At 48.1% G+C, this 12,020-nt stretch carries 12 protein-coding genes and 1 pseudogene; 6 read left to right on the top strand and 7 right to left on the bottom strand.

Annotation, left to right across the window (positions count from 1 at the left end):
• Positions 1–45: 45 nt before the first annotated feature.
• Positions 46–2,622, top strand: a complete 2,577-nt coding sequence (locus AC3Y5R_RS15655; RefSeq protein ID WP_489922108.1) for an AAA family ATPase — start codon at positions 46–48, stop codon at positions 2,620–2,622.
• Positions 2,623–2,910: 288 nt separating this feature from the next.
• Here AC3Y5R_RS15655 and AC3Y5R_RS15660 read toward each other — a convergent pair whose 3' ends face one another.
• The 5 genes and pseudogenes from AC3Y5R_RS15660 to istA form a co-directional block, all read right to left on the bottom strand.
• Positions 2,911–3,366: a lysozyme inhibitor LprI family protein gene (locus tag AC3Y5R_RS15660; RefSeq protein WP_489922109.1), complete on the bottom strand. Its 456-nt coding sequence runs from the start codon at positions 3,364–3,366 to the stop codon at positions 2,911–2,913.
• Positions 3,363–4,289, bottom strand: coding sequence for a DUF8812 domain-containing protein (locus AC3Y5R_RS15665; protein WP_489922110.1), 927 nt, complete (start codon positions 4,287–4,289; stop codon positions 3,363–3,365). The genes AC3Y5R_RS15660 and AC3Y5R_RS15665 overlap by 4 nt, the downstream gene beginning before the upstream one ends.
• A 401-nt stretch (positions 4,290–4,690) precedes the next feature.
• Positions 4,691–4,840 carry a hypothetical protein gene (locus AC3Y5R_RS15670; RefSeq protein WP_199257245.1) on the bottom strand — a complete coding sequence of 50 codons (150 nt, stop codon included), beginning with the start codon at positions 4,838–4,840 and terminating at the stop codon, positions 4,691–4,693.
• A 158-nt stretch (positions 4,841–4,998) separates the two neighbouring features.
• Positions 4,999–5,502, bottom strand: a complete 504-nt coding sequence (locus AC3Y5R_RS15675) for a hypothetical protein (protein ID WP_489922111.1) — start codon at positions 5,500–5,502, stop codon at positions 4,999–5,001.
• Between the two features lie 131 nt (positions 5,503–5,633).
• Positions 5,634–6,657, bottom strand: a pseudogene (istA, locus tag AC3Y5R_RS15680) (IS21 family transposase).
• A 166-nt stretch (positions 6,658–6,823) separates the two neighbouring features.
• Between istA and AC3Y5R_RS15685 the strand changes: the two are divergent.
• Complete coding sequence (locus tag AC3Y5R_RS15685; protein ID WP_489922112.1) at positions 6,824–7,120, top strand: hypothetical protein; 297 nt, start codon at positions 6,824–6,826, stop codon at positions 7,118–7,120.
• A 68-nt stretch (positions 7,121–7,188) separates the two neighbouring features.
• On the opposite strand, the gene AC3Y5R_RS15690 is transcribed toward AC3Y5R_RS15685, so the two are convergent.
• Positions 7,189–7,422 (bottom strand): putative hemolysin, encoded by a 234-nt coding sequence (locus AC3Y5R_RS15690; RefSeq protein WP_489922113.1) that lies wholly within the window; start codon positions 7,420–7,422, stop codon positions 7,189–7,191.
• Positions 7,423–7,560: 138 nt separating this feature from the next.
• Here AC3Y5R_RS15690 and AC3Y5R_RS15695 point away from each other — a divergent pair, with 138 nt between their 5' ends.
• The 3 genes from AC3Y5R_RS15695 (at position 7,561) to AC3Y5R_RS15705 (ending at position 8,445) form a co-directional block, all read left to right on the top strand.
• On the top strand, positions 7,561–7,881 hold the full coding sequence (locus AC3Y5R_RS15695; protein ID WP_489922114.1) for a hypothetical protein: 321 nt from the start codon (positions 7,561–7,563) through the stop codon (positions 7,879–7,881).
• Positions 7,882–7,990: 109 nt separating this feature from the next.
• Positions 7,991–8,200 carry a hypothetical protein gene (locus AC3Y5R_RS15700; RefSeq protein WP_158782330.1) on the top strand — a complete coding sequence of 70 codons (210 nt, stop codon included), beginning with the start codon at positions 7,991–7,993 and terminating at the stop codon, positions 8,198–8,200.
• Positions 8,201–8,289: 89 nt separating this feature from the next.
• The gene (locus AC3Y5R_RS15705; RefSeq protein ID WP_489922115.1) at positions 8,290–8,445 is read left to right on the top strand and encodes a hypothetical protein; all 156 of its coding nucleotides are present in this window, start codon (positions 8,290–8,292) and stop codon (positions 8,443–8,445) included.
• Between the two features lie 69 nt (positions 8,446–8,514).
• On the opposite strand, the gene AC3Y5R_RS15710 is transcribed toward AC3Y5R_RS15705, so the two are convergent.
• Positions 8,515–10,443 carry a methyl-accepting chemotaxis protein gene (locus AC3Y5R_RS15710; protein WP_489922116.1) on the bottom strand — a complete coding sequence of 643 codons (1,929 nt, stop codon included), beginning with the start codon at positions 10,441–10,443 and terminating at the stop codon, positions 8,515–8,517.
• A 278-nt stretch (positions 10,444–10,721) separates the two neighbouring features.
• Here AC3Y5R_RS15710 and AC3Y5R_RS15715 point away from each other — a divergent pair, with 278 nt between their 5' ends.
• A complete protein-coding gene (locus tag AC3Y5R_RS15715) occupies positions 10,722–11,972 on the top strand; it encodes a mechanosensitive ion channel family protein (protein ID WP_489922117.1) in 1,251 nt (416 codons plus the stop codon).
• Positions 11,973–12,020: the final 48 nt, after the last annotated feature.

A 12,020-nucleotide genomic window follows, 5' to 3' on the forward strand; every position in this document is an offset into this window, starting at 1 on the left:
ATGGTGAGTTTTCATACAATGAAGGCACTTCAGTGGAGGATTAAGATGTCGTTTGAAAGCGTTGTTGGCTGGGCTAACAGCTTGAAAAAAAATTTTTGGTGGCTTCATGCAATCAGATTAGCTGCTGAAAAGGGAGAGCTAAATAGGGATGATTTTGAGCTTCTTTTAACGGTTGCCAAGATGGAACATGGTCTTGAGGCTCCGTCCGAGTCTTATGTCAATTACATCGCACCTTTAAAACTGGCTGGGTTTGGGGAAGAGAAAAATGCGGTTTTCTTAAAGAGTATAAGTAACGTAAGTAACGTTTCTGCTTTGGTAGATGATGCATCGCTTATATTTTCAATAACTGGTTTAACAGCAGTTTATGGCGACAATGGTTCTGGTAAGTCGAGTTATGCAAAAATCCTAAAAAATGCTTGTCTTACTCGTGGAGACACTCCGAAGATCCTATCTAATATTTATGGAGAGGTAAGAGGAGAACCCGCAGCAGAAATAGCCATAGTGATAGGTCAAGAACAGCATGATATAAATTGGAAATTATCAAGTGCGGCCTTCGAAGATCTTAAGTCAATTCGTATATTTGATAATACTTCCGCGAATCATTATATCGCTGGAGAAGACATAATTGAATACAAACCAGCAGGTATGATGTTGCTATCACAGTTAATGCTAGCCTGCGAATTCGTTCGGTCAAACATTGAAAACGAAAAGCGACCATATACCATAGCTGCTCCGTTGCCGACATTTAGATCCGGTAGCAGAGTTTTGGCCTTTGTTTCTAGTCTTTCTGATAAAACAAAAGACGAACATGTAGATGCATTATGCATCAGTAAGGACATTGAAGAATCCATTCAATCTCATAATATTGAATTAGCTAAACTTAAAACAAGTACGCCAGATCAGATTCGCAAATCTTACAGTGACCGTTGCAAAATTTTACAGCCCCTACTAGACCATCTGACAAAGCTTCAGTCCAAACTAGATCAAGAATCTTTTAAATCAATTAAGAACTCATATGACGATTATAAAGGCAAACAAGCAGCTTCAATACTTGCTCGTACTCAAGCGTTAGATGGACATGAACTTTTGGGTATTTGCTCTCCTGAATGGACATTAATGTGGAATCACGTTAAGTCCTTTATTGAGACTTATAATGCTGGACTTGCATTTCCACCTGGTGAAGGCGATCCATGCCCTACTTGCCTGCAACCAGTATCAAAGGATGCGGCTTTAAAATTAAAATCATTCAATGATTATCTTCTAAACCAAACTCAAGTTGAAGAAAAAAAAGCGAAGACGATCTTTGACACATTCATTAAAAATATTAAGTTACTAAGCTTTGATTTAAAACCCTATGAACATGCAATGGGTGTGATCCAAGAACAATACCCTGAGTATGCGGATGAGATTATTGCCCTTAATTCAGGCCTTGAAACCTTACGTAATAATCTTATCAAATCAGAACCGGACTTTACCCTTATTCAAGTTAAGTTCAATTCAGTGGTTTGGATAAATGGTCAAATTGATTCTTGGAAGAAGAAAGAGGCCGCAGTAGCAACTAACGAAGGATTGGCTAAACAGATTGAAGAACTAGCAGCTTTAATACAAGATTTAGAGGACAGAAGGTTGTTTACTTCAGCGAAGGAGAACATTCTTGCAGAGATAACACGGCATAAAAAACTAAAACTATACAGTAATTTATTAAATTCTTGCCAGTCTACCTCAATTACTACTTTAACCAGCACCATAGCTAGAAGTGGTTCAATTGGACTTCTTCAGAACGCTTTCAAAGATGAGTTGAGAAAATTTGGATTTGAAAACTTAGATATTGGCACTGTAACTCGTGGTTTACGTGGAAAGCAAATGCTGAGGCTAAGCTTAACCGGTAAGGAAAACGGGATTGTAGAAGTAGCAAGTGAAGGTGAACAAAAATGTGTTGCTCTTGCTAGTTTTCTTGCAGAGCTAACTGTCGATGATAGAAAGTCAGCGATCATCTTTGATGACCCAATTAATTCACTTGATCATAAGTGGCGTCGAAAGTTTTCTGAGCGCATTGTGAAAGAATCTTTAACTAGGCAAGTGATTATTTTTACACATGATATGCCTTTTCTTAAAATGCTTGAAGAAGCAAGCCAGAAATCTGATTCAAAACTGAATCTTATCTCAATTGCTAAGTATGGAAATAAAGCTGGATTTCCATTCCCAGAACCACCTTGGGATGCCAAAAACACAGCATCAAGAGTAGGTTTACTAAAGAACTTGTTACCGGAGCTCAAAAAAAAGGAAATGTCTGGTGATTCTGGATATGAATTTCAGGCCAAACATACTTATAATCTAATGCGCGAAACGTGGGAGCGTCTTGTCGAAGAATGGTTACTGAGGAAAGTGGTAGAGCGTTTTGCACGAGAAGTAAAAACACAAAGTCTTAAGGAAATTATTGACGACATAACTTCTGACGATAACGACATAATTAATGCTGCGATGTCAAAATGTAGCACTTTCATGTATGGGCATGATAACGCAACTGGACTGGCTGTAGACTGCCCTCGTTATGAAGAAGTCGAACAGGATGTAACTAACTTGGAAACGTATTTTAAGGCACTTAAGAAGCGCCGTACCTAAAAATTCAGCGCCTCCAGAGAGGCGCTTTTTTTAGTGATTTAGAATTGCTCCAATAAAAACAGTTTATAGCAGTGATTGCCATCAGAAAAGGCATGTCTACGTTGTAGCTGAGTAAATAATGTAGGGCATTAATGTCCGCTCTTGGTACTTAGCCGCCTATCAAATCAACTCTCGGCCAAACATCAAAGCTGCCCTGTGAGATGTGACCGGCATCCCTTCCCACCAGCTTCAAGCAGCCCACGATGAATGGGAACTTCAAATAGGAATATTCCCCACCCCGCTACTTACTCAACTAACAGGTGGAAGCCCCATCATATTGATCTCTTCCATATGCCGTTTATTGAGGTTTATCTCACACTGATCGCGGTAGGACTGGTAATCATAGGCATCTTCATCAATCTCAGTGGCAACCGCAAGACACAGCTCCTGTCGATACTGTTTCCATTTCTCCTGCGCTGCCAGAAATCTCTTGCTGTAAACATCGCCTGAGGTTTCTTTAGCGTCCTCTTTGCCATTAAATGGACCAATGTTGTTTGCCTTGATCCGTTTATCCGTTTCCGAAATTAAAGCGTCGAGCTTCCTGTTGCTTTCATCCTTTTTTTTCGCAAGGCAGTCATAGGCCAGCGGAATCGTTTTCTCTTGCTTAAAACAGATATCACGCTCAGCTCCCCATGACAGGGTAGCGTTGGCAGTAAGAGGGAGTGCCAAACAAGCCACCAGCAGTGTAATCACGTATTTTTTCATCGTAAATACCCCAATCTTTTTCTGTGACCTTCATAGCTCATATACACAGGATCGTTTTTAATATGTTCTGCCAGGGCGTTTTTGCCAGCAATCGCCGCCCGCATCAGTGCGGGCGCGTTATGAACACCCTGATAAAAAATATCGACCACTACATCTCTGATTTTTATGTCCAGAGCATTCCAGGCGGGAGCATTGGGTATGGATTTTGCCACCCGGCTGTAAAAACTACGAGCCTCACTCAGTTTTGTTTTATAGGCGATTTCGAAGAGATGGATTTGTTGCTGATGGGTGATTTCGCCCACCAGTGGCCCGTATACCCTGACAAACTGCTCAGCCTGTCGACTTTTAAGGTGAGCAGCTTTTGAACAGATAACAGCTTTATACTCTTCGATACCTGCCTGTCTGATCGTGGAGTAAATTTCTCCTGAACTGCGCCCACCCATATCATAACCGCGCCCCAATGTTACTCCCGAATTTGCCAGTTCGGGCCAGTGCAAAATACGAGAAAAATTAGGATATTTTTTCTGCCTGAAAGGTTCGACGGCGGTGATATAGTCCGCCCCCTCCCGATCAAAGGTGAGTTGTCCCTCATGAACATGCAGCGGACCACTGGTATTACCTGGTCGCCAGTGCGGACTTAAGGCGTGACTCAGCGCCTGCATAAAAAACGAGTCAGTGGGTGCAACCAGACCTGAAGGCGACATATTCAACAGGCGCTGATACCAGCGGATAGCTTCGATCGTACCCTGCCCGCATAAGCCATCAACTTTCAACATCCGTCCGGTGGCCTGTTGGTAGCCTGCATTTGAAACCATTTGCTGGAGCTTTTTTACTTCGGCAGGTGCATTGGTGCCACATGTGCCGACCGAGGAAAAAAGGCGGTCGGGATGCAACGTCATGGGGGCGTGAGCGCGTCCGTTCATACAATAAATTTCCCTTTAGATTTTAATCCTGTAGTGATAATACTCTTTTCAAAAGCCAGAGCAATATAGTGGATTTACAGAAGACAGGGCCATATAGGGTGAAAGTGACACAAATATAACTGGGGGTACAATTGGGGGTATCAAAAAATTAATATAATTTTATTTAGATTAATTTCAACCACTTGATTAACGTTAACGATTCCTGCAGGGACCATTTTAATGTCTGGACTGACCCCACCCCAGTAGACGATCCTGCCCTCCGTTGAGTGAAGCTGCTCAGGCCACTTCTGGTGGCCTGAAACACCCGCTATTCCATCTGACTGCTGCCTCTTTTTCTTACCTGACGAAAACGGCTGTGACTGCCAGATAATACCCCGTCAGTAAGCAACCCGTGTTCCACGTCACTTCCCTTTGTCCTGCCAGGGATCTTTTTTGTGATCCTCACTGTCATCGCGAGTGCGTGGTATCTCGCCATGTTCATTTGGGTTATCTTTCGCAGGATGTTTATCTTTGGTCCTGTCACGCTTATCGTTTGTATTGTGCTGCGACATATCTCTCTCCTTTTTCTTCCAGTCAATTAAGTCTGGTCGACATCTGGTTCATGTCAACATCGCTACAAATCAGATCCATACTTCGGCCTTGTCATCAGTTGAAAAATGATCCGCCCGTTTACCAGATTTATCTTCCAGGATAATCTGTCTGATGCAGATTATTTCCTCAGCGCCTCGAGAAAATCCTTTTCCAGAACGCCCGTGGAGGTACATTCCACCGGTTTAACTTTGTCGTTGCCATCTGCAGTAATTAACCCGGCAACACCGTTAACCTGAATAGCGAGGTTTGTCCCTTCACCAGCACTCCAGACCTGTGCAACAACGCGGTAATTTTCCTGAATCCCCTGAGTCTGCTGGAGTTGAGAGCAATCCAGCCAGGTTGAAGCCAGCGACTCATCATCCCCATTGGCCGCAATAATCCCTGTGCCCTTATCTTCAACGGTAATATCTACTCCCTTGCCTTTCAAGAACACCAGTGCATTATTGAATATTTCATCAGGCTTGCGATTACCAATTTTGACCGTATCCATACCGGCACCGGCGCCAGATTCCATGTCCGCAGCCGACTGGGAAGCTGCAGAGGCACCTTCTTTGACGGGCCCATAGACCTGTATACAACCCGATAATAATAGCGTGCATGCAGAAAATAAAAATATACGCATAGCCATCACCTGTAATAGAGCGTGGTGCAGCCTGCCAGCTGTGAACAAATAATCATCATGAAGAAAATTTTGTATTTCATTTAATTTAATTCCTTTTTTCTAAAAAACATCAAGTCGACAGATTAGCTAAATTACCAGGTAACCTCGTAGCAGGAGGGTTCGTTTACGGGCAGCGAATAATGAAGCGGAAAGCAGCACGAGACGCTCTTCATCCTTTTCTGCGTGCCGAAATGTTTATTATTAGGGGGTAATGAAAGCATTGACTGCTGCTCTTCCTGACACCGATCGCAGGGCCGCATCCCAATGGTGCAGTGATGACGACAGTTAGCCACCTCCTGCAGCCAGCTCAGGGCCTCCTGGTTTGCTGTGACAACATCCAGAACGTTCCCCAACGATCGCTGGCGGGTCAGCAGTGGAATATAAAAACTGTTGCGAATGTATTGCACCATTCGTTCTACTTTGCCTTTGGTTTTAGCCCGAAATGGGCGACAAAGACGTGGCGAAAAACCCATCTCCTGGCCAAAACGCCAGAGTGAAGGATTAAAACGGTGGCTCCCCGGCTGATAAGCATCGCGCTGCTGTACCACCGTTTTCATATTGTCGTACAGCACCTCTCTGGGGACGCCACCAAAAGAAGGCGAAGGCATTACGGTGGCAGGCTTCCAGCGTTTCATAGCGCATATTGTCGGTGAACTCGGCATAGAGCATGCGACTGTATCCCAACACGGCAACAAAGACGTGGAGGGGGGACTTCCCGTTTCGCATCGTGCCCCAGTCAACCTGCATCTGCTGACCGGGTTCGGTTTCAAAACGAACCACCGGTTCCGGTACCGGTGGCGTATTCAGCGTGCGGATAAAATCTCTTAGAATAGTGATTCCGCCCCGATAACCGCGGCTCTTAATCTCCCGGACAATATCCGTGGCCGGAATTTTATAAGGGTGTGCCTCATATATCCGTTGACGAACATAATCCCGGTAACCATCCAGCCGGGAAGGAACCACAGGACGCGAAGAATAGACAGGAGGTTCAGCCATCGTCTGAAGGTAATGTCTGACCGTATTACGAGAGAGACCCAGCTCACAGGCAATTGCCCGATTGCTCTTCCCCTGCTTGTGCAGGATTTTAATTTCCATAACTTTCTCAAAAGTGATCATATGCTCCCCTTTATCCGGGGAGCAGAGTAACCTTTGGATCCGTTTTCAACCGTTGAGGTGGATCATTTTTGCATCGTTGGTAACACCAGGAAATAACAGTTTAATCCTCTGAGCGCCCGCACCGCTCCTCTGCTACGATAGCAGCACTCAATAAAAGGTGGCGTAAATGAAAAAACGATTTGTCGCTTTCGCGATATTGCTGGTGCTTTCCGGCTGCTCTTCCTCTTCCGGTAAGAATTTCGACGATGCCAGTCTCGCTAAAATCCAGTATGGCGCCACTACCCGCCAGGACTTAATTTCCCTGTTTGGTCAGCCAACCTCAGAAACGCCCTATCCGGAAAATCATATTCTTATGATGTGGTCTTACAGCCAGGCTAACGCGATGAGTACCACCGAGGGCAAGACGCTGACTGTTCAGCTGGATAATGGCAAGGTGAAGAGCTACACCCTCAGTAAAACCTGATCGGTCAAACCCTGCCAGGACAAAAGCGCAGCCCGACAGGGGAATGGAAAAGCAGCATGAAAAGATTGTCAGTGGTCACGACGATAGAGTGTCCACTCCTCCACGCGCTCACCACCTGGCAGCGTACAGTAACCCACCTGCCCTTTATCGGTGTTCACCATATCCAGCTTGCCGCCCTGCTTGATGCACCAGACAGAGGCCGGATTTGCCATACCAATCTTCGCCGGCGCAGCCGGTTTTTCCGCCTCAGCGGCACATCCCGCTATTGCTGTGGCACACAGCAGTAAAATGATTTTCTTCATGGGTTCTCCCGTATTAGCGGATAATATTCCGCCGCAGATAACATCACTAGTCAAATTCAGCGGCAAGTTTAATGCGTTGAACTTCACCCCGAATTGATTAAGATAGGTTTTTGCTCACTCCAACAAGGATATGTCCGGATGCTGACCACCTTCACCCTGAGACTGACCCGCAGCGTTAGCGAGTTCCTGCTGTCGGATATCCGTGCGCTGTTGCCAGCCGAATCGGTGCAGTTCTTCTCCAACGAACTGGATGAGGAGTGGCATTACACTCTACTTTGCACCCGCAGCGATAATAACTGTTCGCTGGCTGTTTCCGCCATTCTGGTCTGGCACCAGCTTAAAAGAGTCCACAAGATGATGTTCAGTAGTCCAGCGCAGCATCAGGACGTGTCTGACAGCAGCTCAGCAGAGCTCTTCATCCTGCTGAAAACGCCCGGAGCGGTATTGTATCTTTCGTGAGCAACCGCTAACAACGATTTACCGCCGATCTTTTGCTGTATTCCACTGATTGAATTTTACACTCTTCACTATTCTGAATGGATGAACCAACTGGGTAGTGGAGTGATATATGTCAGATAAAGATCCTGTCGTTGAGCGCCTGACCGTGGAAGTCCTTGCTCTCAGGCATATTGTGCAGATGCTGATTGCCTATGGCAACGTGCCGACCGGCGGTAAGCTGAATAAATACCTGCAGAAAGTGGCCGAAGAGGCCGAGCACCGTGATGCTCGTCCGGCAAATAAAGCGATTGCTGACGCCATTCGCAGCTATATTCAGTAGCATAAACCCGGAACAATAATTTTAAACCCGACACTGTTTGTACCGGGTTTAGAGGTTCAGGCTGTCTGTGTACTTAACAGGAGACAGCCATGAACAACAGCCTGACTTACCTCAAACAACTGCGGGCGATGTACCAGCAGGAACGCCATCCCCATAAGCTCTTCGGACTGATTTATCTCACTCCCCAACAGCGCGAAAGCATCCTGAAAGAGATCCTCTGCCCGAGTGATGACAAAAAGCACTGAGGGGCAGGCAATAAATCTTTTCGTCCGGCAGATAAATTCAGACTGCACCGGCGGTGCAGTCTGAATTTATCAGGCAACTTTAAAGGAAGAGATGTCCTGCGCCAGCTGTGAGGCTTCTGTACGCAAAGCATGAGTGTTCTCAGCGGTCTGGTTGACCAGCAGCAGGTTTTGCTGAATGCTGCGCTCCATCTGCGAAACGGCCTGCGTCACCTCGCCAATTCCCTTACTTTGCTCATCTCCTGCCACGCGGATCTCACCCACAACCTGCTTCACTTTCAGCACATCGTTGACCAGGTCTTCCAGCTTCTGCCCGGCACCTTCCACCAGCTTGCTGCCTGCCAGCACGGTAGTATCGGATTCGCCAATCAGAGCTTTAATTTCCTGCGCGGCTGCGGCACTTCGCTGCGCCAGTGCGCGAACTTCAGAGGCTACCACGGCGAAGCCTCGCCCCTGCTCTCCGGCCCTGGCAGCCTCTACTGCGGCGTTCAGCGCCAGGATATTGGTCTGGAAGGCGATGCCATCAATCACGCTGAGTATTTCACCGACGCGACTGGATGAGGTTTTGATCGAGGCCATGGTCTCAATCACCTGATGCATCACCTCGCTGCTGCTGCGGGCAATCTCCGCGGTCTGCTCGGTGAAGGCATCTGCCAGTCGCGTATTTTCGGCGTTTTGCTGCACCGTAGCATTCAGCTGCTCCATCGCTGCGGCACTTTGCTCCAGTGCTGCAGCCTGGTCGCCAATTTTCGCCGACAGCGCCTGGTTGCCTTCGGCAAGATCGCTGGCGTTGGCCGCCACGTTCACGCCACTGGCCTGCACGTTAGTGATTACTCCGGCAATTTTATCGACGAAATGGTTAAACGAGACAGCAATGTCGGCAATCTCGTCTTTACCGGCGGTATCCAGACGGCGGGTCAGATCGCCATCACCGTGAGCAATTTCATCCAGCGCGGCACGGGTTGATTCCAGACGGGCAGTCATGCGGCGGGCAAACAGCCAGCCCACCACCAACAGGAGCACCAGTGCCGGGATCAGCACCACGAAAATATCCTGCATAATATTATGCGCCAGCACGGTGACTCTGTTTTCCGGCGTGACAAGCCCGATGATCCAGCCGGTAGCTGGCATTCTGAACAGCGTAATCTGCGACCCGGTCTGCAGCACGCCATCCTGAATATGATTTAACGTGCTGCTGCTCTGGCTGGCACTGAATCCGCTGATGCCCTGTTGCACCGGCGTCAGCCATTTCTGCTCTGTAGCCAGCGTACTGAATTTCTTCAGCGCTTTGTCTTTGCTGCCCGGGAAATAGAGCACGTTGCCAGCCTGATCAAGCGCAAAAGCATAGCCGCCAGTGAGATTGCCGTTACGTTCCATAAATCCGGAAAGATTATCCAGCAGCACATCGAAAGTTGCCACGCCAGCGAACTTATCCCCCTGAGTGTAAGGAACGCTGCAGGTCACCATGTTCACATTGGAAACCGGGTCCTGGTAAACTTCTGACCAGTTGCATTTATTTCGCGACGCTTCTTTGGTTGAGGTGTACCAGCTTTCATTGTGATACCCGCCTCCGCTGGCATCGTTATAACCATCGGAGTAAACCAGCGCCCCATCAGCACCGCGTGACCAGAAAAAGCTGCGGCGGGCCACGCCCTGAGTAAAAGCATCCGGCTCTGGCCAGATACCGCCGCCTGCAATACTTTTGTCACCTTTGCTGTCGATAATCTGCGGCAGCACGCCTTTGAATAAGGCTTCCTGATGCGGCAAAACTTCAGCAAGACGCGCAAGGCTGACTACCTCGCCTTCGGTCCGTATCAATTGCTGATTCAGCTGGCCAACGATATTTTCGCCAGTCTGCTGGATCAGACTGTTGCTGGCCTCGATCACCCGCGGCTGGCCGCGCAGCGAGATAGCCAGGTAAACAATAACAATGGTTAACAGCAGCATCGTAACGCCGCCAAATGTCAATTTCCCTGACAGACGAACTGGAATCCCCGGCATAGTGACTACCCCACAAATAAAAGACGTTATCCGACTGCAGAGATAAGAGGGAGGGACTGCGTGATTGTTAGCCATCACCTCCTCTGGTTATCGACTCTGGCCGCCAAAACCTTAAGATAATCGCGCTTTTTACCGCTTCTGAGTAAGAGCAGTGGCCTGAGGAATGGAGGGATCGCGATTTGATTTTGCACTTCCTGGCACGTTATGCTCCCCGCCCCGGCTTTTGAACCGAGTCGGCAGAGTCATTGGAACAGCCTCAACACAGGGAATGAAAACAGATGTATCACTATATCCTCGGGTGGCTTACCACCTTCGATTTACCGTATGCACCAGCGATCACGCTGGCTGCAATTATTGCTATTATTTTAGTTATCTCACTGATTGTTCACGGTTTGCTGCACAGCATCGCGCTGCCTTTCCTTCGGCGTTTTGCCGCTAAATCGTCGCGTCAGTGGCCTCTGTCAGTCATTGATACCAAACTGTTCAGCCGTTTCGCGCTGCTGATGCAGGGCGTGTTGCTGCAGATCCAGCTGGAGATGTTCCTGCAGGGCCACGAGCCGCTGTTCAGCGTGCTGATGGTGATCAGCCAGGTGTGGATGATGATTTTCAGCCTGCTGATGTTCTACTCGCTGCTGGATCTTATTCTGGGCCTGTCTGAAAACAGCATGTTTGCCACCCAACTCCCGCTGCGCGGCATTTTCCAGAGCCTGAAGCTAATCGCTTCTCTGCTGATCGCACTGATGGTGATTTCGGTGCTGATTGGCAAATCGCCGCTGGTGCTACTGACCGGGCTGGGCGCGATGACAGCCGTGCTGATGTTGGTGTTTAAAGATCCGATTCTCGGTCTGGTCGCGGGTATTCAGCTTTCCGCCAACAACATGCTGAAGCTGGGCGACTGGCTGGATATGCCGAAATACGGCGCGGACGGCGCGGTGATTGATATCGGTCTGACCACGGTGAAAGTGAAAAACTGGGATAACACCATCACCACTATTCCAACCTACGCACTGATTTCTGACTCGTTCAAGAACTGGCGTGGCATGTCTGAATCAGGCGGTCGCCGCATCAAACGCAGCATCAATATTGATACCACCAGCATCCGTTTCCTCAATGAGGAGGACATTGCTGAGATGAAACGTGCGCAGCTGCTGACGCCGTATCTGGAAGGAAAAAATGAGGAAGTCGCGGCCTGGAATGCCAGCCTGGAATGCGATCTCTCCACGCCACTTAACGGTCGCCGGATGACCAATATCGGGACTTTCCGCGCCTGGCTGGAAGCCTGGCTGAAAGCACATCCTCACACCCATAAGGGCATGACTCTGATGGTGCGACAGCTGGCACCGGGAACCGACGGGCTGCCAGTGGAGATCTATGTGTTCACTAACACCACCGTCTGGCTGGATTATGAGAAAATTCAGTCGGATATCTTCGATCATATCTTTGCCGTGCTGCCGGAATTTGGTCTGAGAGTCCATCAGACGCCAACCGGTAACGATCTGCGCAATATGCGCCTGTCCGCAGGCGAGTAATTCTCATCAAGCGGGCAACAATGCCCGCTTTTCCAGCATCAGGTGCAT

It is taken from the genome of Erwinia sp. 009765445 (assembly GCF_058137865.1).

Coding starts and splice junctions, on each gene's coding strand:
- AC3Y5R_RS15655 (WP_489922108.1), top strand. CDS start 46: ATGTCGTTTGAAAGCGTTGTTGGCTGGGCTAACAGCTTGAAAAAAAAT.
- AC3Y5R_RS15660 (WP_489922109.1), bottom strand. CDS start 3,366: ATGAAAAAATACGTGATTACACTGCTGGTGGCTTGTTTGGCACTCCCT.
- AC3Y5R_RS15665 (WP_489922110.1), bottom strand. CDS start 4,289: ATGAACGGACGCGCTCACGCCCCCATGACGTTGCATCCCGACCGCCTT.
- AC3Y5R_RS15670 (WP_199257245.1), bottom strand. CDS start 4,840: ATGTCGCAGCACAATACAAACGATAAGCGTGACAGGACCAAAGATAAA.
- AC3Y5R_RS15675 (WP_489922111.1), bottom strand. CDS start 5,502: ATGCGTATATTTTTATTTTCTGCATGCACGCTATTATTATCGGGTTGT.
- AC3Y5R_RS15685 (WP_489922112.1), top strand. CDS start 6,824: ATGAAAAAACGATTTGTCGCTTTCGCGATATTGCTGGTGCTTTCCGGC.
- AC3Y5R_RS15690 (WP_489922113.1), bottom strand. CDS start 7,422: ATGAAGAAAATCATTTTACTGCTGTGTGCCACAGCAATAGCGGGATGT.
- AC3Y5R_RS15695 (WP_489922114.1), top strand. CDS start 7,561: ATGCTGACCACCTTCACCCTGAGACTGACCCGCAGCGTTAGCGAGTTC.
- AC3Y5R_RS15700 (WP_158782330.1), top strand. CDS start 7,991: ATGTCAGATAAAGATCCTGTCGTTGAGCGCCTGACCGTGGAAGTCCTT.
- AC3Y5R_RS15705 (WP_489922115.1), top strand. CDS start 8,290: ATGAACAACAGCCTGACTTACCTCAAACAACTGCGGGCGATGTACCAG.
- AC3Y5R_RS15710 (WP_489922116.1), bottom strand. CDS start 10,443: ATGCCGGGGATTCCAGTTCGTCTGTCAGGGAAATTGACATTTGGCGGC.
- AC3Y5R_RS15715 (WP_489922117.1), top strand. CDS start 10,722: ATGTATCACTATATCCTCGGGTGGCTTACCACCTTCGATTTACCGTAT.